Genomic DNA, 25336 nt, shown 5'->3' on the forward strand with positions numbered 1-25336 from the left:
CACATGAGGGCTGTTTATTATTTGCCGCTGCGGTAGATGCTGCGCACCGCACGGTAAGCCTGCTTCGGCTTACGGTACTCGTTCACCAAGCCTTTGTTGTTGAAGCTCCGCGCCCGGTCGCGGAAGTAGTTGCGATCACTGCGAAGATCGACGCGGATATCGGAAAACTGCCAGATCAGCGTGCCGACGATTTTCGGATCATCGCGGAAAATGCTCAGCGCCGTCTCCAATACCTCCGCCTGATAATCTTCGCTGAACAGCCGCGGCTCCCAGCCCGTGTCGCCATAAATGCCCGCAGCTCCGAACTCGCTCATCAGCACCGGACGATCCCCGGCCCGAAGCGTCTCAGCGTGTTTATGGAAATCATCGAGCATCGTGCGGAACCCTTCCGTGCTGCCCTGGTACCAGCCGTAATATTTGTTAATGCCAATCACGTCGAAGAAAGGCAGAACAATATCCTCCTCCGGATAGGCGGTTGCATAAATCACCAATCGGCTGGCATCCAGATTGCGGATTTTCTCCACGAACGCCTCGGTCAGGGAGTAGGCTTCCTCCGTGCGCGTGTCAATTTCGTTATGTGCGCCCCAGAACAAGATCGACGGATTATGATAGTCCCGTTCGATCATTTCTTCAATCATCCGCAGGCCGCGTTCACGGAAAAGAGGACTTGCCAGCGTTTCACGCGACATGAAATAGCCCCACATGGGGATTTCCTCCCAGAATGCCAGTCCCCGCTCGTCGAGCAGGTCGACCCAATATTTGCTTTGCGGATAGTGGGAGCCCCGTACCATGTTGCAGCCCAAGTCCGCCAAAATATCAAGATCCTTCAACATCAGCTTCGGCGGCATTGCGAAGCCCCATTCCGGATGCTCCTCGTGTCGGTTTACGCCTTGGAAGTAGACGGCTTCGCCATTGACCAGCACTTGCCCGCCCCGTGATTCAACCGTGCGGAAACCGATCCGGTCGATCTGATCATCATTCGGCGTGTTAACGCTGAACGTGTACAGCGCCGCGTTGCCGATCTGCCAGCGCTTCACTTGGCGAAGCGTCTCCTTAAGCGTCAACGTCACCGTTTCGCCAGCAGGCACCAGCGCCTCCGCAGCGCCAAAAGCCTGTCCGTTCACTTGGACGGCCACCGGCGTTGAGATCGCTTTCTGGCTGAGCGAGCGCAGTTTCACCTGAACGCTGACATCCGCGTTTTCGCCGGCGAGCGTGTAGTCCATTTTGATGCGGTCGATATAGACATCGCTGAGCTCTTGCAATTCGACCGAGCGGTAGATACCACCGTAGGAGAACCAGTCGGCAATGTCGGTTGGCAGAGTTTGCCAATCCACCGTATTGTCCACACGGATGATCAGTTCATGCTGGCCGGCCGGCAGCTCCGGGATGACATAGGAGAACGGTGTAAAGCCGCCAAAATGATAGCCCAAATGCTGCCCGTCCACATAAACGTCGCCATGATGCATAACGCCGTGGCAGGTAAGGCGCACATGGGTGCTGTCGCCGTTCGTATGGAAATAGGTACGGTACCAAGCCGCTCCCAAGTATTGAAAAAGCCCCATCTCATTGTTCCAGCACGAAGGAACGACAAGCTGGCGCTCAGGTGCAGGAAAGCGGAGGTGCCATTGTTCCTGTACGCCCTTGTTGTCACTATCGGTTACGAAGTCCCAGAGCCCGTCGAGGAGGCTGGTTTTGCGAATCAGGTGCTCGTGAAAAGTACGAATCATGTTGACGCTCCTTTTTGGTCAATTTAGAATTAATGTAACATAGTCATTTCTAGCAAGACAGGGAAGAAATCTTTATATTTTAGTCAAAATCGAAAAAGCAAGGAGGCCGCCGGCATGGACCTAACGCAGTCTAGCCACATTCTCTATCCGATTCAGCTTGTCTACGATAAAGCACCTGTCCCCGGCTGGGAAGATGTGCGCCAAACGCTGGACGTTCATAGTTTATATTGGATTGTGTCCGGTGAGGGCTTCTTTCAAGCGGATGGTGAGCGTTACGAAGTGGGCGAGGGCGTGATGGCGTATTTGAAGCCGGGGCTGAAGCTGAACATGAAGTCGGCGCAAGAGCGGCCGCTTCATATCAAAATGATTTTGTTCCACGCCATCCGCGTGGATTTTGAACCGCAACAGTGCCTGCAGTCGGCGCTTATGGACGATTTGTCGCTGCCTTTTTTGCAGTTGCTGCCGAGGGAGCAGGTTCCGTTGATGAATGAGCGCATCAAACTCATCGCGCAATACTGGTCACCCGCCAGGCCCGCGTCGCATCCGGACATTCAGTATGAGCTTGCTTCGCTCATTATGCAGTTGTCCCGGCTCTCCGCGCCCTTGGACCGCTATGAGGAAGCCTGTACTTCGATCCGCAGATGGATCGACATTCACTACGGTACCGACCTGCGTATCGAGCAGCTGGCGGACAGTTTCGGCATCTCCAGTGTGCACCTGCGCAAATGGTTTCTCAAAGAGCTTGGCCTATCGCCGAAAGCTTATTTGAACCGCATCCGCAATGAGCAGGCCAAGAAGTATTTAGCGCTTACCGCCGAGCCGCTGAAAGCGATCGCCGATGCATGCGGTTTTGCAGATGAGCAGCATTTCGGCAAGATGTTCAGACAGTGGAACCAGACGTCCCCTGGCGCTTACCGCCGCATGAGCATGCAGGGGAACCGAAACGGTCAATAAATTTTGCCTGCCTGATTGTCTTGCCACCTGCTTCAATGGTACTGTTAGATGAGAGCATCTATGCAAGGGGAGGGGTACCAGTCATGTTTGAAAATTACAGGGATTTACTATTAAATATTTTCCTTGTATTCCTTCCAATCACGTTGTATGTACACGTGTTCAAAACGAATCGGACCCAGGCCTACCGAAGCTTGATGACCTTTTTGGTTTTTTGCCCTGCGCTTATTTTAACGATGACATTTCCTGTAGAAATCAAAGGCACCTCTTTCGATTTTCGTGCTGTACCGCTGGCGATTGGTTCGTTATACGGAGGGTGGAATACTTCACTTTTGCTGTATGCCGCTCTGCTGCTTTACCGGTTCATCAATGGCGGCGCTCATCCGATCCTGTATGTCATATCTGCCATTCCTACCTTTTTCATGATTCTCTGGTTCGTTCTCAAATACCACAAATTTACATTGGCCCAAAAAATATCATCTTCGATAGCGGTCTATTTGATCGTCCGTGTCAGCATTTTCGTCTTCTATTTTTACTTAACGGATAATGTAGGGATGCTGAAGCAATACGCTACTTTTGGCATGATTGAAACGATTGCGCTGCAAGGGATCATCACCGGTTTATATGTGTATTTGTTGGAACTTTTCTTGAAAAATGCCCGCTTGCACGATGAAATCATCAAAAGCGAGAAGATGAGGGTCGTGAGTGATATCGCGGCATCGGTCGCGCATGAAGTGCGAAATCCGCTGACCTCTGTTAGAGGGTTCATTCAATTAATGGGCAAGCATGATTTGACCGCCGAGAACAGGCAGTATTATAAAACAATTTGCTTGGACGAGCTGGACCGGGCGCAGCAAATTATTTCCGACTACTTAACTTTCGCCAAGCCGGAGCCAGAGAAGATCGAAAAGATCCATCTCAACCACGAGATCGAATATGTGGCGAACGTCCTTCTTTCGTATGCCAATTACCAGAACGTGCAGGTGCTCATGCAACTCCCGGACGAGGTGATCAGTGTGTTCGGGGATAAATATAAGCTGCGTCAAGCGCTGATTAACATTGGCAAAAATGGGATCGAAGCAATGCCCGATGGCGGTCAACTGACGTTCACCCTGCGCCGCGCGAACCGCTCGCTGATCATTTCCATCACCGATACGGGGGTGGGCATGACTGCGGAACAAGTCAATCGCCTGGGGACGCCTTATTATTCGACGAAAGATAAGGGGACAGGCCTCGGAACGATGGTTTCATTCAGCATTATCCGAAAAATGCAGGGGAACATCGAAGTGACCAGCGAGAAAGGGAAGGGCACCGTTCATTTGATTTCCTTTGAGGCAAAATAAAAAGCCCCCACTTATGTGGGGGCTTTTTTGTAGTCCGATTTTTCCGGACTGCAGAGGCCTCACCGCTGAATTCCTCGCCGTAGTCCGAAATTGCCTGCTTACAGGGTCTGAATCCGCGTCATCGCCGCTATTTTGCTGTAGTAATTGGGCGAAACCGGACTATAGCGTGATGAGGACAGCGCGAGCTTGGTGCAATTGGGCGAATTCGGACTCCAGCAAGTTAAAGTCAGTACGAGCTTGGTGCAATTGGGCGAATTCGGACTCCAGCAAGTTAAAGTCAGTACGAGCTTGGTGCAATTGGGCGAATTCGGACTCCGGCAAGTTAAAGTCAGTACGAGCTTGGTGCAATTGGGCGAATTCGGACTCCGGCAAGTTAAAATCAGTACGAGCTTACTGCAATCGAGCAAAAACGTACTACAGCGCACTAACACCGCTACAAGCAGGAGCGGGATCACGTGGCATCAGGCAATATCCCGGTTTGGCAGCACGCAGACCCATAAACGGCATCTATAGCCAGTATCGAAACTATCAATTATTTGAATGCTCTTTCACCTTTTATAATAAGGGTAGAGCAAGTGATCTACAAAACCAATTGATGGAGGAGAACGAAATTGAATCAAACATCCGTTTCTATAGAAGAGTTAAGCATTAATACGATTCGTACATTGACCATCGATGCTGTCGAAAAGGCGGCCATGGGCCACCCCGGCATGCCGATGGGGGCGGCGCCAATGGCGTATTCCCTATGGACACGCCATTTAAAACATAATCCGGCCAACCCGAAATGGGTGGACCGGGACCGGTTCGTGCTGTCCGCCGGACACGGCTCCATGCTGCTGTATAGCTTGCTGCACCTGAGCGGCTATGATGTGTCCCTGGACGACATCAAAGAGTTCCGCCAATGGGGCAGCCGCACGCCGGGCCATCCGGAGTATGGCCATACAGCCGGTGTCGAAGCGACAACCGGACCACTCGGCCAAGGCGTAGCGATGGCTGTCGGCATGGCGATGGCGGAAGCGCATCAAGCGGCCGTTTATAACCGGGAAGGCTTCCCGATCGTCGACCACTACACATATGCCATTTGCGGTGATGGCGACCTCATGGAGGGTGTTTCCAGTGAGGCGGCGTCGCTTGCGGGCCATTTGAAGCTCGGCAAACTGGTTGTGCTTTACGATTCCAACGATATCTCGCTGGACGGCGAGCTTCATATGTCCTTCTCGGAAAACGTCCGCACACGTTTCGAATCTTACGGCTGGCAGTATTTGCGCGTCGAAGAACAAAACAACGTGGACGCAATTTCCGCAGCCATCGCGGAAGCCAAAGCTGATCTAGGCCGTCCGACCTTGATCGAAATCAAAACCACGATCGGCTACGGCAGTCCGAACAAAGCCGGCAAAGGCGGCCACGGCGGCACGCACGGCAGCCCGCTGGGCAAAGAAGAGCTGCGCCTGACGAAGTTGGCGCTGGGCTGGCCGTTAGAGCCGGATTTCTATGTGCCGGCTGAAGTGACTGAACACTTTGCTGCCTATAAGGAGCAAGGTGCAGTAGCCGAACACAGCTGGGAGCAGCTGTGGAACAATTACAAGCAAGCTTATCCAGAACTGGCTAAGCAGTTTGAACTGGCTACCCGCGGTGAGCTGCCAGCGGATTGGAACGCCGATGTGCCGCGCTTCACGCCGGAAAGCGGCGCCGTATCGACACGTACGGCTTCAGGCAAAGTGATCAATGCCCTTGCGCAGCGCGTGCCTTACTTGGTCGGCGGCTCGGCGGACCTCGCGAGCTCGAACATGACGATGCTGAATGCCAATTCCGCATTCAGCGCCAGCAACTACAGCGGCCGCAACTTCTGGTTCGGTGTCCGCGAATTCGCGATGGGCGCAGCCCTCAACGGAATGCTGCTGCATGGCGGCCTGCGCGCCTTCGGCGGTACGTTCCTCGTGTTCAGCGACTACTTGCGCGGTGCGATCCGTCTGTCTGCGCTGATGAAACAGCCTGTGGCGTACGTGTTCACGCATGACAGCATCGCTGTCGGCGAAGACGGACCGACGCACCAACCGATTGAGCAGATCCCGTCCTTGCGGATGATCCCGGATCTGACGTTGTTCCGCCCTGCGGACGCGAACGAAACCGCGGCGGCTTGGGAATACGTCATGCAAGCGCAGGAAGGACCGTTCGTCTTCGCGCTGTCCCGTCAGAACCTGCCTGTGCTGCCAGGCACGGATAAGCTCGCTTTTGCGAATATCCAGTATGGCGCCTATGTGCTTTCTGATGCTCCTGAGGGCACTGTCCCAGCTGTGCAGCTTATTGCGACGGGCTCTGAAGTCAGCCTTGCTCTTGACGTACAGAAGCAGTTGGCGCAAGATGGTATACAGGCCCGCGTTATTTCGATGCCTAGCCGTGAATTGTTCGAACAGCAGCCGCTCGAAGTACAGCAATCGATTCTGCTGCCGCAAGTTAAGGCCAACGTTGTGCTGGAGATGGCTTATCCGGCTGGATGGGAAGACATTACAGGCGGAGACGGTTTTGTCGTCGGCATCCGCAAGTTCGGCGCGTCGGCCAAAGCGGATCGCGTAATCCGCGAATACGGTTTTACAGTGGAAGGGATCGTACAACAAATCAGACAGAAGTATTTCCAATAACAGCCTATTAAGGGGAAAAGGTAGGGATACGACCATGAAATTGTTCATCGACACAGCCAATGTAGAGGAAATTCGCAAAGCACACGAATTAGGCGTAGTAGCAGGGGTTACTACCAATCCTTCGCTGATCGCCAAAGAAGGCAGAGACTTTTTTGAAACGGTCAAAGAGATCGTCTCCATCGTCGGCGAAGTGCCGATCAGTGCGGAAGTCATTTCTTTGAAAGCTGACGAAATGATTGAGCAAGGCAAGAAGTTGGCAGAGCTCGGCTCCAGCATCGTGATTAAGCTTCCGATGACAGCTGACGGTTTGAAAGCAACGAATGTGTTTTCCCAGCTGGGTATTCCGACGAACGTCACCTTGATCTTCAGCTCCACACAAGCACTGCTTGCCGCACGTGCCGGTGCGACTTATGTATCGCCGTTCATCGGCCGTTTGGACGATATTAACCAGGTCGGGATGAACCTGATCAAGGAAATCAGTCAGATGTTCCAAGTCCACAACATCAAATCCGAAATTATTGCTGCTAGTGTTCGCCATTCCGCGCATGTCATTGAAGCGGCTTTGGCCGGCTCGCACATCGCGACTGTGCCTTACAAAGTTATCGAATCGATGATCAAGCACCCGCTGACAGATGCCGGTATCGCCAAGTTCTTGGCCGATTGGGAAGGCGCAAAGCAAAGCAATTTCTAATACAACAAGGATAGACCCATGGGACATGGGTCTTTTTCCATATAGAGAAGGGCATGATACCATGATTGTGAGTAATGTTCAGCACTACAAACAAGAACGCCATTTGTGGCCAGCAGCTGTCCAGCGTGGCATCGACTATATTCTGACGCGCAACCTGAGTGAGGCGTCTCTGGGCCGGCATGCGCTGGAAGGTGAGAATGGCGAACTGATGTTCGCTAATGTGCAAGAGGCAGAGACGAGACCTGCACAAGAGCAGCTGCCGGAATCCCACGCTGTGTATACCGATATTCAATTTTTGGTCAGCGGCGAAGAAAAAATTTGCTTCACCAAGCTGCACGCAGATATAGCGGTTAAAGAGAATAAATTCGAGTCGCATGACATCGCCTTCTACGAATTGAATGGGGACGAGCCCGAGACAGAGGTGGTGTTGAAACCGGGGATGTTTGCCGTATGCTTCCCATCGGATATTCACCGTCCTAACTGCCTCGTTACGGAGCCGCGGACGAACCGGAAGATCGTGATCAAGATCCATAAGGATTTACTGCAGCTATAAAAGGAATGCCATTCCCATAAAAAAAGTCTGCCTTTCCCTGCTATTGGGGGAGGCAGACTTTTTATTATGCTATTATGCCCTGCTTAAGCCTGGCATCATTTTTGCTTTTTTCCAATTGCCGAATTGATAATACAGCAGGTTCAGCAGCGCGGCGACCGAGAAGCTGATCGGGAACGTCCACCAAATGGCGTCAAAGCCATAAGAATGGCCGATGTAAGTGGCGAGCGGAATGCGGATCAGCAGCAGCGCGATGAAAGCGACGACGAGCGGGAACACGACCGCTCCTGCAGATCGGACAACCCCGGCAATGACGTTAAAGATGCCGAAAATAATAAATGACCACAGCGTAATATTGTTGATGTGTACGCCGATATCAATCGCTTTGCCTTCCGTCGGGAGGAACAGGCCGACTGTCGCGCGATTGAAGAGATGGATCAGAATAACTAGAAATCCGGTCAGAATAATATTGATTCCAACGCCAGCCCAAGTAATGCGCTTGACACGGTCCCATTTGCCGGCACCGATATTTTGTGCGGCCATCGAGGTGACAGCACCGCCGATTGCCATGGCCGGCATTTGCACATAGCTGGAGATTTGCATGGCGACGCCGAAAGCGGCCGTGGACTCCGAGCCGAAGGAATTGACCAGGTTCACCAGAATCAGGTTGCTCAAGGAAACGACGATCATATTGAGGGCCATCGGCAGCCCTTTTTGCACCAGTGTACGAATAATCGTCCAGTTAATCCGTAGCATGTGCGTGTCGTTGCGGGTAATGCGCAGGAAATATTTTTTCTTATACAAATAAATAATTAACGCCACAATGCTGACAGCCTGAGCAAAAAAAGTCGCCGTCGCCGACCCGGCTATGCCCATGCGCGGGAACGGTCCCATGCCTTGAATGAGCAGCGGATTGAGAATAACGTCGAGCACAGCGGACAGCAGCAGGAAATAAAAAGGCGTTTTCGCATCTCCGGATCCGCGCAAAAAAGCCATGATTAGATTGAAGCCGAACATAAACGGTACGCCGGCGAACATAATCGTTGTGTAGGTGACGGCCATGTCGATGACATCGGCAGGCGTGTTCATCCATTTTAAGATGGTTGTAGAGAATAACAGTCCGATCACGGCTAAAATAATGGATAAAGCCATAAAAAAGACCGTGCTTGTACCCACGACTCTTTTCGCTTCGTCAACCTTTTTGGCTCCTAGATTTTGGCCGATTAAAATGACGGAAGCCATAGCAAAGCCGAAAATGGAACTCATCAGGAAGAACATAATAAGGTTCGCATTCGAAGTGGCAGCTAGGGCCCCTTCTCCTAGAAATTTGCCGATCCACATGGAGTTAATGGAACCGTTCAAAGTTTGCAGTATGTTGCCCATTAACATCGGCATTGAAAACAAGATGAGCGTTTTCGTAATAGGTCCTTCGATTAAGGAAGGCCTCGGTTTCTTGCCGTCTTTTCCGTTCATTATCGAATCTCCTTATTCTTGTATCTTGTTCGACTATCAGTATATCAGCATTTGGATGAATTAAGAAATTTTGCACGCTGTACGAGCCTTTGCCAGGATGGTTTTCTATTGGACACACTCACTTTTTTTTAGTAATCTATAGTTTGATAAGTTCAGTTATGATGATAGATTGTAAACATTTACAGCTTCATAGTGTGAGGGGGAACTTCGATGTTACGCCTGGGAGAGAAAATTATTGTCATTGCCGATAGCTTGGAGCAAAATCTGCCAATCGGTCAATATGGATATATTATTGCTTACGACCGGAATGCGGATAGCGTATTTGATTATGTGATTCGTGTCCCTAAAGATAACAAGCATCATTACGTGCCAGCAGAGGATATCGAGCTGGAATCTGTGCTTCTGGAGCAGGAAGCGGAGCGGATCGAGAAAGAAGCTTTGATCGATTACGCGCTGTCTACTAAGAACGAGGAGCTATTTCGCAAAATTATGAACGGCGAGCCGCTGGAGGATGCTGCAGTGGAAGCGAACAAAGAAGTGCAGTCCAGAGAAGATTTCATAAAACAAGTCGGCCTCCGTGCCTGGATTTAAACCTATATATAGAAGCCCGTCATCTTCAGATGGCGGGTTTTTCTTTTTTGGTCATGGTTGATAAAAAAAGGAAAGAGTGGTATAGTAACTACCGAACATAAAACTAAATTAGTATTTTAGTTCTGGGGTGCGACATGATGGATATGGATCAAAAGAAACATTTGATAATGGAATCGGCCAAACAATCGTTTTCGCTTTTCGGTTACAAAGGAACGACCATGGATCAGATCGCCAAAATTGCCGGAGTCGGCAAAGCCACGATTTATTCCTTTTTTGAAAATAAAGAGGAGCTGCTGCACGAAATCGTGCAGTCGCTAGTTGCAGAGATGAAGGCTGTCGCTGAGAAAGCGCTGACGGAAGGCGCAACGACGCTGGAAAGGATCCATGGCGCGATATACGGCATCCTCGTTTTGCGCAAAGAGGAGCGTCTGCTCATCCAGCTTGCGCATGAAGTGCAGCAATTCGGCAATCAGGTTACGCGCGACGCCCTCGCCGGCATTGAGACTGAGCTGGTTGATTTCATCGCCCAGCATATTGCGCGTGCCATTCAGAATGGCACCATGAAAAACTGCGATCCGAAGATGACAGCATTCATTATGTATAAGCTGTATATCGCGTTGGTGTTCGATTGGGAGAAAAACAATGAGCCGCTGACCGACGAACGGATCTCGGAGCTGCTTAAACTTTATTTTGGCAATTTTCTTAGTTCATAATTCTCTTTCATTTATGGAGGTACAGCTATGCGATTCATCAGACCTGTCATTTATTCGGTGATGGCGGTTGTCATCGGTACGAGCGCTTTTTTATTGTCGAGCAAACAAGCGACCAGTCAAACGGATCCTGTTAACCAGGTTCACCCGACGGCATACATAGAGAAGAATGAAGTGAGCGCCAGCTTCAAGGTTGGCGGTAGAGTGACGGAAATCCTCGTGAAGGAAGGGGATAGCGTGAAAAAAGGCCAAGTGCTCGCCCGGCTGCAGAGCGGGGAGATCGAGGCCAAAGTCGCGCAGGCCAAGGCGGCGGTTTCGCTCGCACAAGGCAAGATCGCCGAAGCCCAGGGCGCGAGCGCGACAGCGGAAGCGAAGCGCCAGCAGGGCATTGCCGGCGTGAACGTCACGGCCGATACGGCGGAGCAGCAAGTTGCGCAGGCGCAAGCTGCGGTCAGCGCCGCCCAAGCCAAAGTCGACGGGCTGCACAACGGTGCCCGCCCGGAAGAGAAGAAGCAGGCCGAGATTCAGTTCCAGGCGGCGCAGGAAGTGTATACGATCGCCGAGCAGAACCTGAACCGGATGAACGCGATGCTGGAGCAAGGGCTCGTCGCCCAAGCTGATGTGGATAAGGTGAAGGTGAGCTACCAGGAGGCGAAGACGAAGCGTGATCTGGCCGAGCAGCAATACAATATGGCGAGCCAGGGACCGCGCGAGGAAGAAATTCGCGGAGCGGAGGCTTTGCTTGAGCAGGCGAAGGCGGCCTTGAAGCTGGCGGAGGCGAATCGCGAGACGGTGCAGGTGCGCCAAGGCGATGTCGCTGCAGCGGTCGCTGCCGTGCAGCAGGCGCAAGGGGCCGTCAAGTCGGCGCAGTCCGGCGAGCAGCAGGCCAAAGCTGCACAGCTTGAAGCGGAGACGTATCTCAGCTATACGGAGCTCGTCGCGCCGAGCGATGGCGTCATTTTGTCGCAGTCGGCTCAGCTCGGCGAGATGGTCGGTTCCGGCTTCCCGGTGTTCTCGTTGGAATCCACGGAACAGCCATGGGCGAAGTTTTACTTACCGGAAACGGCCATCGCCGGCCTGAAAACAGGCAGCAAAATCAGCATGACACTCGTGTCGACCGGCGAGAAGGTGGAAGGCGTCGTGACGAATGTCGCAGCTGCGCCGGATTTTGCCGTGAAGAAAGCGACTCAAACTTCCAGTGAGACGGACATCCGTTCGTTCGGCATCAAGGTGGAATTCAGCGCGCTGCCGGACAATGCAACAACCGGTATGACGCTGGTCTGGAACGGAAAAACGGAAGGATGATGAACGCATGGATCTGCGGATTGGCAAGCTCATAACCGAAGAATGGACGCACATCTTGAAAGATCGCCGTCTGTTCGCCATCTTGTTCATCGTGCCTTTGATGTATACCCTGCTTTTTGGCTCAATCTATGTGCACCACAAAGTAACGGAAATGGCCACCGTCGTCATGGATGAAGACCAAAGCCCGCTGAGCCGGCAAATCATTCAAGCCTTTGAACAGAGTGAGTCGTTTCAGATTACGAAGGAGTATCACTCTGAGGATGAGGTGAAGCGGGCTTTAGCCAGCGGTGAGGCCAGAGTCGGCCTCATTATCCCATCCCAGTTTGAAGCCAAGCTCAAACACGGTGAAACGTTGCCGCTGCTCACCTTGATCGACGGCAGCAACATGATGATATCCAACTCGGCTACCAAGGGGGCGAATGAAGTCATCACGACCTTCAGCATGGGCTACTCGCAAAAAAAGCTCCAGCTGCAGCAAGGTCTCCAGAGCGAACAAGTGATGAACACTCTATCGCCGATTCCTTACCGGTACCGGATTATGTACAATTCCGCGTTTAACTATAGCGATTTTATGCTTTATGGATTGATGGGCGCGATCTTGCAACAAGTGTTGTTTTTAGGCATTGCCTTGACGATAACCCGGGAAAAAGATGGCGGCACCTGGCGCCGGTTCGAGGCGTGGAAACGAAATCCTTGGCGAATCGCCTACGCGAAGACGGCGCCGTACTTTTTGATTAATCTTTTTAACACCTCGGTCGCCTTCGTCGTTGCGCTGTACGTCTTTGAAGCGCCGATGGGCGGAAGCTTGCTGACAGGGCTTGCGCTCACGCTGTGCTTTACTTGGGCGGTCAGCGGCATCGGCTATCTGATCAGCTTGTTTTCAAGCAATCAGCTCGGCTCGACGCAAACGGCCATGCTGGTCGCTGTGCCTTCCTTCATGCTCTCGGGCTTCACCTGGCCGATGGAGGCTATGCCTAAAGCGCTGCAAGTGGTCAGCCATATGCTGCCGCTCACCTACTATTTGGACGGTGTTCGCAACGTCTTTGTCAAAGGCAATGATATGCATGTGATTGCGCATGACTGCATCGCTTTGATTTTGACCGGGACGCTCACCTATTTTATCGCCATGCTGCTGACGCGGTTCGTTGTATTTCCCAAAAAAAAATCGCAGGAAGCTGCCGTGGATCCACAGCCTGTTCTTCCTTCGGGCTCGAACTTATCGGTATAACCAAGAGAAAGGATGCGTTTACTTTGAAAAAATATCTCCTTAGCCTATCCGCAGCCTTGTTGTTATTTTCAAGTTCTCAAGCGCCCGCTCGGGCTGACATCGTCGTGGACGATTCTGAAGACACGGATCAACACGTGTATGTTCATACGGATGTGCTGGACACGGTCTCTTCGATCGACTTACCTTATGTGCTGGAAAGGGCGCTGAAAGATTCTCACAATCTGACGCTGCTGAACCTGAAATATTCGGCGCAGGTCAGCAAGCAAGGCGATCTGGAGGAGCAACTAGATACGATGGGCTCCGCATCGTTCTCCCCGGTGCACGTGCCGAATACGCCGGCTGAACTGGCGACCACCCCAGGCATGCCTGCTATGACAGATCCTGTGACTGTGACTTGGACGGTTTACCAGAACACCGTTATGAATCAAATGCTGCAGGGCATGGGAGCGCTAGCTGGCGGCTTGAACGAAATCATCTACAAGCAACGGGAGCAGATGAACACGGCCGCCCACCAACTGGGCACCGACCAGCGCAACTCGCTGCTGCAAAGGGATGAAGCTAAAGCGGGTATCAGCCTGCAGATGATTGCGCAGTACGCGCAGCTTCTCGGGCAGAAGAAGCAGCTTGCTTTCATGCAAGAGTATGAGACGGTCATGGAAAAGGACTTGCTGAAAGCGCAGCTTTTTGCCCAGCAAGGGCTTGCTTCGCTGGATGATGTGCAGACCGTTCAGAAGGCGATCAACAAGCAAAAAGACGATATCGTTACGTTGACGAACAATTTTCGCTTGGGGCTTGTGCAGCTTTCGGTCGATATCGGGATTTCCTATAATCCCGAGCTGATATTACGGGATATCGAGGGGATCCAGGTCGAGCCTGTTGCGGAAAGCGATACGATGACACTGCTCACAAATTCGTATCAGATGAAGATGTCCGGCAATAACATGGATGAGGCCGTCTGGGCTTCGGATCATACCGTGACTGAGAATACGTATGGGGAAACGTATTTGGGCGTTAATATCGCGATTAGCGGGGAGAAGAACGAGCAGACGATTGTGGATTTGACGAAAAAAATCAAACTTACATATAACGATGCCAATAATGCTTATCAGGCCGTTTTGACTGAGCAGCGCAATCTAAACGATGTGAAGGCGGATTATGCCAACATGCAATTCCGCTACAGTGTGGGAGTCATCTCCAAGCATGATCTGAACAAATTTGAAGTCAAGCTGCATCAGAGTGAAACCACCCTCGCCGCCGCCAAGCTCAAATATTATGTCTTGAAGGAAAAAGCGAAAGCGATGGATTCCGGCTTTATCCAGTAACAAAGGCGGACCCGTCATAGACCTTGAACCATTCCCGGCTTGCGCCGGTGAGGCTCAGGTGCTGTGGCGGGTCTTTTGCGTAGTAGAGCCATCCACTTCCTGTTTCTGGATTGAGTTCACAATATATCTGGGATATAATGAAAAGAATGACTAAACGCTTACTAAGGGGTGCAGAAACTTGAGCATTACTAAATCGGATGTCGAGCACGTCGCCAAGCTGGCTAGACTCGAACTGAGCGACGCTGAGAAGGAGCAATTTACCGAGCAGCTCAATGCCATTTTAAAATATGCAGAGCAACTGGACGCATTAAATACGGATGATGTAGCGCCCACAAGTCACGCCATGCCAATGGTTAACGTCATGCGTGAAGATGTAGCGGGCCCCTCATTGCCGATTGACAAAGTGATGCTGAACGCGCCCGATGAAGAAGACGGCCAGTTCAAAGTCCCAGCTGTCCTCGAATAGCCATACATATATAGAAGGGAGTGCCCGTCATTGTCTTTGTTTGATTTAAACCTCCAAGAAATCCAAGCCAAACTCCAAGGCAAAGAGCTCAAAGTCGCCGATCTCGTCGATCAGTCCTTTGCCCGCATTCAAGACGTCGAATCCAAAGTTCGCGCATTTCTTACATTAGATGAAGAGAATGCCCGAGCAGCTGCGCAGCAATTGGACGAGCAGCTAGCAACTGGCGGCGCGGCCAGTCCTTTATTCGGTCTGCCAATCGGGATTAAAGATAACATGGTAACAGAAGGCCTCACAACGACCTGTGCAAGCAAATTTTTATCCAATTATAATCCGATCTATGACGCAACGGTCGTAAGCAAGCTGAAAGCAGCACAAACCATTACCATCGGCAAACTTAACATGGACGAGTTCGCTATGGGTGGTTCTAATGAGAACTCCGCCTTCCATCCGTCCCACAACCCGTGGAACACGGAGTACGTACCGGGCGGCTCCAGTGGAGGCTCCGCCGCAGCGGTTGCTGCCGGCGAAGTTTACTTCGCGCTCGGCTCTGACACCGGCGGCTCGATTCGCCAGCCGGCTGCTTACTGCGGTATCGTCGGTCTTAAGCCGACATATGGACTTGTATCGCGCTACGGCTTAGTCGCGTTCGCATCTTCGCTTGATCAGATCGGTCCCCTGACCAAGAACGTGGAAGACTCCGCGTACCTGCTTCAAGCGATCGCAGGCCATGACCCTAAAGATTCCACTTCAGCCAAAGTGGACATCCCGGACTACCTGAAAGCCTTAACCGGCGATATCAAAGGCCTCCGCATCGGCGTGCCTCAAGAATACATGGGCAAGGGCGTCGACCCTGCCGTCAAAGAAAAAGTGCTGGAAGCGCTGAAAGTGCTGGAAAGCCTGGGCGCTACCTGGGAAGAAGTGACACTGCCGCACTCGGAATACGCAGTGGCAGCTTACTATCTTCTCGCTTCCTCTGAAGCGTCTTCGAACTTGGCGCGCTTTGACGGAATCCGCTACGGCGTTCGCTCCGACAATGCCCGCAATTTGCTCGATGTCTATAACATGTCGCGCAGCGAAGGTTTCGGTCCTGAAGTGAAGCGCCGGATCATGCTAGGCACCTACGCGCTCAGCTCCGGCTACTATGATGCGTACTACCTCAAAGCGCAAAAAGTCCGCACTTTAATCAAACAAGACTTCGAACAAGTGTTCGAGAAATATGACATCATCATCGGTCCAACGGCGCCAACGCCAGCTTTCAAAATCGGCGAGCAAAGCGGCGACCCGCTGACGATGTACTTGAACGATATTTTGACCATTCCGGTCAGCTTAGCAGGTATTCCTGCGATCAGCGTACCTTGCGGTTTCGTAGGCGGTCTTCCAGTCGGCCTGCAAATGATCGGCAAAGCGCTCGACGAAGCGACGCTGCTGCGCGTAGCCCATGCCTTCGAGCAGCACACCGATCACCACAAACAGCGCCCGCAGTTGTAGGCCGATCCTATTCGGTTCCCTGCGCATCACCTGGTTTTGCAAGTTAAACGAAGGAGGCTTTCATTTTGACGGCAACGGATACCCAATTTGAAACGGTAATCGGTCTGGAAGTTCACGTCGAGCTTCATACCGCTTCCAAAATATTTTGCAGCTGCGCCACTTCATTCGGAGCCCCTCCGAATACGAATACATGTCCGGTCTGCTTAGGCCATCCAGGCGTACTGCCGGTTTTGAACCGCCAAGCGGTTGAATATGCCATGAAGGCGGCCATGGCGCTGAATTGTACAATCGCAACCGAGAGTAAATTTGACCGTAAAAATTACTTTTATCCCGATTCTCCCGACGCTTACCAAACTTCCCAATACGACAAGCCGATCGGTGAGAACGGTTGGATCGACATCGAAGTCGGCGGCGTGACCAAGCGCATCGGCATTACCCGCCTTCATTTGGAGGAAGACGCGGGCAAGCTGACGCACGTGGATGGCGGTTACGCCTCCCTGGTCGACCTTAATCGCGCCGGAACGCCGCTCATCGAGATCGTATCCGAGCCGGATCTGCGTTCTCCAGAGGAAGCTCGCGTTTATTTGGAGAAGCTTAGAGCGATCATGCTGTATTGTGACGTTTCCGATGTGAAAATGGAAGAAGGTTCCATGCGCTGCGATGCGAACATCAGCTTGCGTCCTTTCGGACAAGAGAAATTCGGCATTAGAGCCGAATTGAAGAACATGAACTCCTTCCGCGGCGTCCAAAGAGGCCTGGAGTATGAGGAGTTCCGTCAAGCTGACATTCTCCGCAGCGGCGGTGAAGTCGAGCAAGAAACGCGCCGCTGGGATGATGCCCAAGGCAAAACGTTGACGATGCGCGGTAAAGAGGATGCTCACGATTACCGTTATTTCCCGGATCCTGACCTCGTTAGCCTGTTCATCGACGATGAGTGGAAGGCTAGAGTCAAAGCATCCATCCCTGAGCTGCCGGACGCGCGCAAAGCGCGATATGCTAGCGAATACGGGCTGCCTGCCTATGACGCTGAAGTCATTACATCTTCCATGAAACTGGCCAATTTCTTCGAGGAAAGTCTGCAATATACGCAAGACGCGAAGTCGGTCTCGAACTGGATCATGGGCGATCTGCTCGGTTATTTGAATGCGAATAACCTTGAAATTCAGGACGTCAAAGTAACCGGCCGCGGCTTAGGTGAAATGATCGGACTGATCGAGAAAGGGACGATCTCCAGCAAAATCGCTAAAACCGTCTTCAAAGAAATGATTGAAAGCGGCAAAGACCCGCAGAAAATCGTTGAAGAGCAAGGTCTCGTGCAAATTAGCGACGAGGGCGCCATTAAGGCGGTTGTTGAGCGGGTTGTGGAGAACAGTCCTCAGTCTGTAGCCGATTTTAAAGCAGGAAAAGAAAAAGCGATCGGCTTCCTGGTCGGACAAGTCATGAAAGAAACCAAAGGTAAAGCGAATCCGGGCCTCGTTAACAAGTTGATTGTGGAGTGCCTGAACAGCAAATAATGCATAACAGTGGCGATCTTTCTGCAAGGTCGCCGCTTTTTTTTTCATAATGACGAGGGGGGAGCTGCCATATGTCAATTGACTTGCTTGAGTTGGAAACCAATGAAGAGATTTTAGCCCTGCTGTCCCTGCAAATCGCTTCTTACCAGGTTGAGGCGGAAATCATCGGATTCCGGGATATTCCTCCGCTTAAAGATGGAATCGCTTCCATCCGTGAGGCAAAAAAAGAAGAAACATTCCTCGGCTATTTCACATGTGAAGCTGAGATAAATAAGCTTGCCGGTGCGATCTCTTTTTCGCGGGAAGGCACCGTCGTTACCATCTGCCGGATGATGGTGCATCCGGACTATTTTCGCCGGGGAATCGCCCGAGCATTGATTCAGAATGTCATTGACCGTCAGGAGCAGCAAGGCGCTTCACGTTTTATTGTTTCAACAGGTACGGACAACACGCCTGCAGTTCAACTGTACGAAAGCTTTGGCTTCACAACGCGCCGCGTGTTCACGGTTCCGCCGGGCGTGAGTCTCACTACGTTTGAAAGGCCTGCATCGCAGTAATTTTTCCAGATAAGCGGGTTCCCATCTCATTGCAAACGGATACAATGTGTTAACACCGTTATGAAGGGAGCTTTCGATATGACGAATCCTTGGGTCATTGATCAGCTGCACGTCACGATTCGCCTACTTTTGGCCGTATTGCTGGGGGGATTAGTCGGAATTGAAAGGGAAGTCAGCAGCCACCCCGCAGGGCTTCGCACGCATATTTTGGTTTGTGTCGGCTCTGCGCTCGTGATGCTGCTCTCGATATATGGCTTCAGTGCATTCGTGAATGAAACCAATGTGCGGATCGACCCTTCCCGACTTGCGGCGCAGGTCATCAGCGGGATCGGCTTCTTAGGCGCAGGCACGATTATCTTCAACGGGCGTTCCATTACAGGGCTGACAACAGCCGCCTCGTTATGGGTAGTGGCAGGCATCGGCCTTGCTGTTGGCGCAGGCTTTTACTATCCGGCGGTCCTGGCTTGTGTGATGGTGCTGGTTTCTCTATGGATACTGAACAAAGTGGAGCATAAATATTTTAATGGGAAAAAGGTACGCATCCTGCAAATTCGCGCCTTCGACCAACCGGGGACGCTCGGACATATTACGAACTTGCTGAACAAGAACAATATTGATATCCGCAAAATTGCCATGCAGGAACAAGGAAACCTCGATCCGACAGGCTCGATGGAGATCACTTTTTTTGTCTCGATTCCGAAGCCTGCGGTTATCGCTGCCCTTTTGGAGGAAATTAACAGATGTAATGGCGTTGTTGGCGTAACGATCGAAAAAAGCAGCAAAGCTTGAAGGGGCTGGGCGAAGAGCAGCGTCTAACTTATAGAACAACCGGAAAGGGGGAGGTCGGGCATGGACAATTTGACGGATGAACAGCTCGTGGAGCAGGTTCGTCAAGGTCGTTCTGAGGCCTATCGCGTATTGATTGAACGGCATAAGAGCTACATCTATACGATCATCTATCGCATGGTAGAGCATAAAGAAACTGCTGAAGACCTAACCCAGGACGTTTTCATGAAGCTGTATCGCACGATTGCCAATTTTCGCGGTGAGGCGAAGTTTACGACCTGGCTGTATCGCATAGCGACGAACCTGGTTACAGACTACCGCCGATCGCAGAAGCGCAAGCCTTATACCGCTTTGCTAGACAAGATGAAAGGCTGGTTGAGAGATACCAAAGCGCAGCCGGAGGAAGTCGTCCTGCAAAAAGATGAGCAGCAGCGCATGCAGCTCCTGCTTGCCGGACTTCCGGATAAGTACAGGCTGATCCTTTATCTGTATCACTATAAACAGCTTTCCTACCAAGAGATGTCCGCAATAACCGGATTGCCGGTCAAAACATTGGAGACAAGACTTTACCGGGGAAAAGCGATGCTGAAAGAAAAATGGTTGGAGGTGAATGCGCATGAGACAGAAGTCCGCAGAGGAAGTCCGGCTCACGCAATCCCTAAATAAGCTGCTGGATGAAATGCCGCTGCTGGAGCCGTCTCCAGCAATTACTGATCGCGTGATGCGTTCCATTGTCGAGGAGAAGCTTGCGGATCAGCCGGGCTCCCAGCAGCGGCGCAGGCGCAAGGAGTGGGTAAACAGCTGCATTGCAGCGGCGGCTACGATCTTATTAATCCAATCAGGCATCATGAACAAGGTTCTTCATTTGGATGCACAGATGACACATTTGGCCGCATATATTGAGCAGCTGTCTGTGTTTCTGCAATTTTAATCAACATGCGGATAGGAGGTTTTGTAAGTGAATAGCAGCAGCGAACAACATTACGAGATGCCGCAGTTTCCGGCCCAGGACGAGCTCCGTCAGCCAGCTTTCTATACACCCTATTATCCGATGCCAAAGAAGCGAAAATGGGTAGCAGGGCTGCTGGCGCTCCTCGTTCCAGGAACAGGCCATTATTATCTGGGCTTCATGCAGCGCGGCTTGTTTTTTATGATGCTGATCATTCTTGACATTTTCACGATCACCACGTTGGTCACACTGGATCAGCCGTCTAAAGTGCCGATGGTGACACTTTTCGCCTTATTGATTCCGGTCGTCTACTTCTATAACATTTTTGACGCGCTGCAAGCGACGGATAATGTCAATCGACGCCTGGAGTTCGGTGAAGCAGCCGGTCCGATGCAAGATCCGCTGCAGCAGCTGTTCCGAGGCAACAATATGGGCATACTATTAGTCATTGTCGGCGTGCTATGTTTCTTGCTAAGCTCCAAGCCGCGTTGGTTTGCCGGGATCTTTGAAATGCTTGGTTCCTACATAGGATCGATTGTGTTGATTGTGGCCGGTTTTGTTATGTTTTTATTGGAATCACGTAAAAATAGAGCAGAATAATCGCGTAACCATGCCCGTTGTCATTGACAAAAGTTAATTTTCACACGTAAAATATGATGTAAAGATTAGCTGACTAACATCGGGTGGTGAGTTTCATGACCGTACACTTAGAAAAGGCTTTAGCCAAGTTAAAAACAACAGGAGTTCGAATGACACCTCAGCGGCACGCCATTCTATCCTTTTTACTCGATTCCATGACTCATCCGACCGCAGATGACATTTACAAATCTCTTGAATCGAAGTTTCCGAATATGAGCGTAGCTACCGTATATAACAATCTCAAAGTATTTATTGAAGCAGGGCTTGTTCGCGAGCTCACTTATGGAGATAGCTCCAGCCGCTTCGATGCGGATATGACGGATCACTATCATGCGCTTTGTGAAGTTTGCGGCAAGATTACCGATTTTGAGTACCCTCCGCTACATGATGTTGAGGAAACCGCAGCACAGCAGACAGGGTTCAAGGTACGTGGGCATCGGTTGGAAGTTTATGGCATTTGCGCGGATTGTGAAGGAATTACCAAGCACTAATTGGAGCAGAACTCCTCAATCCAGGCTACTATGTTGTATAATTAAACGTGTTCGACCTCTCGTTATGAAGAGGGGCAGGACACGTTTTTTTTCTTTGTAATTTTCTAAAAGGAAGTGAAGAATTGCAGCCGACATCGACAGAACTTCAGCCGAAGCGACAATCTAGCGCAAGACTTTGGATTTTATTGACAATCATACTTATTCTCTTGCTTACGGGTGCTGGCTTTTACTTATGGCAGAAATATGCGCCGAATCGCCAGCATGTAGACACAGCATATCATGAGCTGCAGAAGCCTGTGTTTTATAACGGTGAGTTTTATCCTGTCTCTGCCATTGGTGACAAGGAGAGTTTGAAACTTCCGCTCGAATTAATTCAAAAATGGATCGACCCCACCATCATTTATGAAAAAGAAAGCGATTCTGTCATTATTACGACTACAGATAAAGTGCTGCGATTCAAAACAGCGGAACTTTCTGCGCTCATGAATGAGAAGTCGATCACCCTGTCATTCCCTGTTGAGAAGAAAGATAATGTCATATATGTCCCGATTGAGCCATTACGGCAGTTGTATCCGCTGGATATCCGTGAGTCTGATACAACGGGCGCGGTGATCCTCCATAAGCAAGGGGAGAAGATTAACTGGGGCAAATCGCTCAAGCCCGAAGGCGTCCCTCTGCGAACAGATGCGACGATCAAAGCGCCAATCGTATCAACAATTGCAGCCAATGAGCAAGTGACAATATTGAGCGAACAAGCGGATTGGTACAAAATCCAGCAGCAAAGCGGCCCGGTCGGCTTCGTGCGCAAATCGGATATTACGGCCGATCACGAAGAGTGGATTCCGGTTCAGGAACAGCCTGCTGCCTATGTACCTTGGAAGCCGCAGAGCGGCAAGTTGAATATGACTTGGGAACATGTCATCACGAAGAATCCGGACACGGCCAAAATACCCGATATGCCGGGGTTACAGGTGGTCAGCCCGACGTGGTTCTCCTTGGCCAACGACGATGGCCGGGTATCGAATCAGGCCGATGCCGCTTATGTCAAATGGGCGCAGGGCCGAGGCTACCAAGTGTGGGCGCTTTTCAGCAATGGCTTTGAGCCTGACCGTACATCCAAAGCGCTGTCCACTTACGACAGCCGGATAAAGATCATCAAACAGTTGCTGGGCTTCGCTCAAACCTATAAGCTGCAAGGGATCAATATAGATTTTGAAAATGTATATCTCAAAGATAAAGAAAATCTGGTTCAATTCGTCCGTGAGCTAACGCCATTCATGCATGAGCAGGGTTTGGCCGTCTCTATTGACGTTACACCTAAATCGACCAATGAAATGTGGTCCATGTTCTATGATCGTCCTGCACTTGCCCAAGTCGTGGATTATATGATGGTCATGGCTTATGACGAATACTGGGCGACAAGCCCCAAATCCGGTTCGGTATCCTCGCTCCCTTGGACGGAAAAGTCCATCGAGACGCTATTGAACAGCGAAAAGGTGCCGCCTAATAAGCTTGTCCTGGGCGTGCCTTTCTATACGCGATTGTGGACAGAGGAACCGAACAACGGCAAGACGTCCGTCAGTTCCAAAACATTAACTATGGATGCCGCGCAAACTATCATCAAAGATAAAAAGCTGACGCCAGCCTTCTCGCCGGAAGCGGGCCAGAATTATGTAGAATACAAAGAAGGCGACAAATTGATGCGCATCTGGCTGGAAGATGACGTATCGCTTAAGGCGAGGGTGGAGTTGGTGAAAAAGTACAATCTCGCGGGACTCGCCTCCTGGCGAAGAGGTTTTGAAGTGCCGTCGATGTGGAAGGTTCTCCAAGACGCTTTGAATGCAAAATAAAGATAAAAGCCGGCCTGTAAAGGCGCGGCTTTTTATTATGGCATCAGTGAGGCTTGTGTTCATGGTCCCGATTCGGGTGAAAATGGGGCAAGTGGGCTTCGACCGAAGCTTCGCTGTCAGCATCTGACTTATACTGCGGATCCACCGTCAGAATCGTTTTGCAGAACATGCAGCGGTCCGTTTTCCCTAGCATCTTAGTTCTTCTCCCGCATTCTGGGCAATCAATGACCGTTGCCGATGTGGAAAGCATACCGGCCCAGAAATAGATACCCATACTGACCATCATGCTGATCATGCCGATAATCATAAAAATAACGGCGATAATCCGGCCTGCCGTTCCCCAATTAAACACAATGCCGGCAAGTCCGACGATCATGAGCAGCATACCGCCCATTGTCATGGCTAGTCCCCATAGCCTAAACTCGTTTACTTTACTTGATCTCATTCGCATTTTGTTCTTATCCCCCCATAAACTGTCTGCAGCTTTTTGTATGAATTGTCACAGAAATCAGCAGGAAACTCTCTCTACGTTGTAGAAATATGATAGATGTAAATATCATTTCAGACAGGAGCTAACGGATACCCATGGGAATCGATAAAGAGCAGGTTTTGCAAAAGTTCCGGAATGACCAACGAGTCATCAGTGTCATGGCGGTTGAAAACCCAAGGCAGCTCCCTGCGCTAACAGACGGTTTCGATACTCTGCTACTTATCATTACGAATGACCTGAGCCTGAACAATCATGCTACTAATTATATAAGAGACGACCAACGTATACAAGAAAGATGGACGGATACGGCTTCCCTGGAACAATGGATTCGCCTAGGCGTTAATCGGAATATCATTCACTGGTTGTTAAAGGGGGAGATACTTCTGGACCATAACACGTACTTGGAAGGGCTTCGCCATAGAATGCTTGAATTTCCTGTTGATCTGCGCGAACATAAACTGCTTGTAGAATTCTCGTTATTTCTCCGCAAGTATTTGCAGAGCAAAGAGTATATTCTCGATGATCACCTGCTGGATGCGTATAATAATGTTCTGGAGGCTTTGCATCATTGGGCCCGCATCGTGATTATTGAAGACGGCTACCACCCGGAGATTACCGTATGGCGGCAGATCCGCGCGATTAACCCGGGCGTGTACAAGCTATATGAAGAATTGACAACGAGCAAAGAAACGCTGAAACAACGAATTCAGCTCGTGCTTCTTGCCTGTGAGTTCTCTGTCATGTCCAAAATGGAACGATGCTGCGGGGCGCTAATTCATATTTTAGCTGAGGGTAAGCATCCGGTAGGTTCAGATCAGCTGCAGCAGCACCCGCAGTTGGCTGAGATCAGCGTGGAGCTTCCTCTATTATTGAATAAGCTGGTCAAAAAAGGGCTCATCAAAGAAGTTGCCGTTCCTATAGATGACGAGTTAACGGAGTTAGAACTGCAATATTCGCCCTTGTAACGGTGATTGAAGCGCAAAGAATCGGACTTTGTTCCGATTCTTTTTTTATGCTTGACTTGGGTGCTTGTTCTATGATAAATTAACTTTCGCCGCCAAGAACGGTACACATTCAACGAAGACTTGAACAAGACAAGCGGTTAAGAGGTTCGAAAAAAAAGCTTGCATTGATCGGATTGAATGTGATATATTATAAAAGTCGCCGCTAAATGGGCGGTCGATAAATGAAAGCAATTGTTCTTTGAAAACTGAACAACGAGTGAGAAGCAAGTCGAGCAATCGACTCTAAACTTTAAAAGAGATTAACAATCTCGTCAGCTTTAAATGAGCTATTCAGATTCATCCTTTTTGGAGAGTTTGATCCTGGCTCAGGACGAACGCTGGCGGCGTGCCTAATACATGCAAGTCGAGCGGTCCCTTCGGGGATAGCGGCGGACGGGTGAGTAACACGTAGGCAACCTGCCTGTAAGACTGGGATAACTATCGGAAACGATAGCTAAGACCGGATAGCTGGTTCTTTCGCATGAGAGAACCATGAAACACGGGGCAACCTGTGGCTTACAGATGGGCCTGCGGCGCATTAGCTAGTTGGTGAGGTAACGGCTCACCAAGGC

25 protein-coding genes and 1 rRNA gene are annotated in these 25336 nt (G+C 50.8%); 23 read left to right on the forward strand and 3 right to left on the reverse strand.

The features are described 5' to 3' along the window. Positions 1-17 precede the first annotated feature (17 nt). Positions 18-1727 carry a glycoside hydrolase family 2 protein gene (locus O9139_RS17190; protein WP_270880702.1) on the reverse strand — a complete coding sequence of 570 codons (1710 nt, stop codon included), beginning with the start codon at positions 1725-1727 and terminating at the stop codon, positions 18-20. Positions 1728-1841: 114 nt separating this feature from the next. On the opposite strand from O9139_RS17190, the gene O9139_RS17195 reads away from it, so the two are divergent. From O9139_RS17195 to O9139_RS17220, 6 genes are all read left to right on the forward strand, one after another. Continuing rightward, a complete protein-coding gene (locus tag O9139_RS17195; protein WP_270880703.1) occupies positions 1842-2681 on the forward strand; it encodes an AraC family transcriptional regulator in 840 nt (279 codons plus the stop codon). A gap of 83 nt (positions 2682-2764) precedes the next feature. Beyond that, positions 2765-4021, forward strand: coding sequence for an ATP-binding protein (locus O9139_RS17200; protein WP_270880704.1), 1257 nt, complete (start codon positions 2765-2767; stop codon positions 4019-4021). A 186-nt stretch (positions 4022-4207) separates the two neighbouring features. After that, positions 4208-4534, forward strand: a complete 327-nt coding sequence (locus tag O9139_RS17205; protein ID WP_270880705.1) for a hypothetical protein — start codon at positions 4208-4210, stop codon at positions 4532-4534. 98 nt (positions 4535-4632) lie between these two features. After that, positions 4633-6660, forward strand: a complete 2028-nt coding sequence (tkt, locus tag O9139_RS17210) for a transketolase (protein WP_270880706.1) — start codon at positions 4633-4635, stop codon at positions 6658-6660. 34 nt (positions 6661-6694) lie between these two features. After that, positions 6695-7351 carry a fructose-6-phosphate aldolase gene (gene fsa, locus O9139_RS17215; RefSeq protein ID WP_270880707.1) on the forward strand — a complete coding sequence of 219 codons (657 nt, stop codon included), beginning with the start codon at positions 6695-6697 and terminating at the stop codon, positions 7349-7351. Positions 7352-7412: 61 nt separating this feature from the next. Beyond that, a complete protein-coding gene (locus O9139_RS17220) occupies positions 7413-7904 on the forward strand; it encodes a YhcH/YjgK/YiaL family protein (RefSeq protein WP_270880708.1) in 492 nt (163 codons plus the stop codon). A gap of 72 nt (positions 7905-7976) precedes the next feature. On the opposite strand, the gene O9139_RS17225 is transcribed toward O9139_RS17220, so the two are convergent. Continuing rightward, entirely contained in the window at positions 7977-9374 is a 1398-nt protein-coding gene (locus O9139_RS17225) for an MATE family efflux transporter (protein WP_270880709.1), read from the reverse strand. A 210-nt stretch (positions 9375-9584) separates the two neighbouring features. Between O9139_RS17225 and O9139_RS17230 the strand changes: the two genes are divergently transcribed. The 15 genes from O9139_RS17230 to O9139_RS17300 all read left to right on the forward strand — a co-directional run bounded on the left by O9139_RS17230 (position 9585) and on the right by O9139_RS17300 (position 23270). Continuing rightward, a complete protein-coding gene (locus O9139_RS17230; RefSeq protein WP_270880710.1) occupies positions 9585-9965 on the forward strand; it encodes an ATPase in 381 nt (126 codons plus the stop codon). A 134-nt stretch (positions 9966-10099) separates the two neighbouring features. Next, entirely contained in the window at positions 10100-10678 is a 579-nt protein-coding gene (locus O9139_RS17235; RefSeq protein WP_270880711.1) for a TetR/AcrR family transcriptional regulator, read from the forward strand. A gap of 27 nt (positions 10679-10705) precedes the next feature. Next, positions 10706-11980: an HlyD family secretion protein gene (locus O9139_RS17240; RefSeq protein ID WP_270880712.1), complete on the forward strand. Its 1275-nt coding sequence runs from the start codon at positions 10706-10708 to the stop codon at positions 11978-11980. Between the two features lie 7 nt (positions 11981-11987). Then, positions 11988-13208, forward strand: coding sequence for an ABC transporter permease (locus O9139_RS17245; RefSeq protein ID WP_270880713.1), 1221 nt, complete (start codon positions 11988-11990; stop codon positions 13206-13208). Positions 13209-13231: 23 nt separating this feature from the next. Continuing rightward, positions 13232-14530 carry a TolC family protein gene (locus O9139_RS17250; protein ID WP_270880714.1) on the forward strand — a complete coding sequence of 433 codons (1299 nt, stop codon included), beginning with the start codon at positions 13232-13234 and terminating at the stop codon, positions 14528-14530. Positions 14531-14708: 178 nt separating this feature from the next. After that, entirely contained in the window at positions 14709-14996 is a 288-nt protein-coding gene (gatC, locus tag O9139_RS17255; protein ID WP_270880715.1) for an Asp-tRNA(Asn)/Glu-tRNA(Gln) amidotransferase subunit GatC, read from the forward strand. Between the two features lie 30 nt (positions 14997-15026). After that, on the forward strand, positions 15027-16484 hold the full coding sequence (gatA, locus tag O9139_RS17260; RefSeq protein ID WP_270880716.1) for an Asp-tRNA(Asn)/Glu-tRNA(Gln) amidotransferase subunit GatA: 1458 nt from the start codon (positions 15027-15029) through the stop codon (positions 16482-16484). Positions 16485-16546: 62 nt separating this feature from the next. Continuing rightward, entirely contained in the window at positions 16547-17998 is a 1452-nt protein-coding gene (gatB, locus tag O9139_RS17265) for an Asp-tRNA(Asn)/Glu-tRNA(Gln) amidotransferase subunit GatB (RefSeq protein ID WP_270880728.1), read from the forward strand. Positions 17999-18069: 71 nt separating this feature from the next. Continuing rightward, entirely contained in the window at positions 18070-18555 is a 486-nt protein-coding gene (locus O9139_RS17270) for a GNAT family N-acetyltransferase (RefSeq protein WP_270880717.1), read from the forward strand. A gap of 78 nt (positions 18556-18633) precedes the next feature. Then, the gene (locus O9139_RS17275) at positions 18634-19344 is read left to right on the forward strand and encodes an MgtC/SapB family protein (protein WP_270880718.1); all 711 of its coding nucleotides are present in this window, start codon (positions 18634-18636) and stop codon (positions 19342-19344) included. A gap of 60 nt (positions 19345-19404) precedes the next feature. Further along, positions 19405-20007, forward strand: coding sequence for an RNA polymerase sigma factor (locus tag O9139_RS17280; RefSeq protein ID WP_270880719.1), 603 nt, complete (start codon positions 19405-19407; stop codon positions 20005-20007). Then, positions 19958-20272: a hypothetical protein gene (locus tag O9139_RS17285; protein ID WP_270880720.1), complete on the forward strand. Its 315-nt coding sequence runs from the start codon at positions 19958-19960 to the stop codon at positions 20270-20272. Before O9139_RS17280 ends, O9139_RS17285 begins: the two co-directional genes overlap by 50 nt. A 27-nt stretch (positions 20273-20299) precedes the next feature. Continuing rightward, the gene (locus tag O9139_RS17290; protein ID WP_270880721.1) at positions 20300-20890 is read left to right on the forward strand and encodes a DUF6677 family protein; all 591 of its coding nucleotides are present in this window, start codon (positions 20300-20302) and stop codon (positions 20888-20890) included. A 95-nt stretch (positions 20891-20985) separates the two neighbouring features. Next, positions 20986-21420 carry a peroxide-responsive transcriptional repressor PerR gene (gene perR, locus O9139_RS17295; RefSeq protein WP_270880722.1) on the forward strand — a complete coding sequence of 145 codons (435 nt, stop codon included), beginning with the start codon at positions 20986-20988 and terminating at the stop codon, positions 21418-21420. Between the two features lie 122 nt (positions 21421-21542). After that, on the forward strand, positions 21543-23270 hold the full coding sequence (locus O9139_RS17300; protein WP_270880723.1) for a glycosyl hydrolase family 18 protein: 1728 nt from the start codon (positions 21543-21545) through the stop codon (positions 23268-23270). A gap of 43 nt (positions 23271-23313) precedes the next feature. Here O9139_RS17300 and O9139_RS17305 read toward each other — a convergent pair whose 3' ends face one another. Then, entirely contained in the window at positions 23314-23721 is a 408-nt protein-coding gene (locus O9139_RS17305; protein ID WP_270880724.1) for a DUF2614 family zinc ribbon-containing protein, read from the reverse strand. A gap of 134 nt (positions 23722-23855) precedes the next feature. Between O9139_RS17305 and O9139_RS17310 the strand changes: the two genes are divergently transcribed. Together O9139_RS17310 and O9139_RS17315 are read left to right on the forward strand one after the other, a co-directional pair. Continuing rightward, positions 23856-24725: a nucleotidyltransferase-like protein gene (locus O9139_RS17310; RefSeq protein WP_270880725.1), complete on the forward strand. Its 870-nt coding sequence runs from the start codon at positions 23856-23858 to the stop codon at positions 24723-24725. A gap of 342 nt (positions 24726-25067) precedes the next feature. Then, positions 25068-25336 (forward strand): 16S ribosomal RNA (locus O9139_RS17315); the annotation flags it as partial.

The organism is Paenibacillus aestuarii (assembly GCF_027789125.1).
GTDB lineage: Bacteria > Bacillota > Bacilli > Paenibacillales > NBRC-103111 > Paenibacillus_E > Paenibacillus_E aestuarii.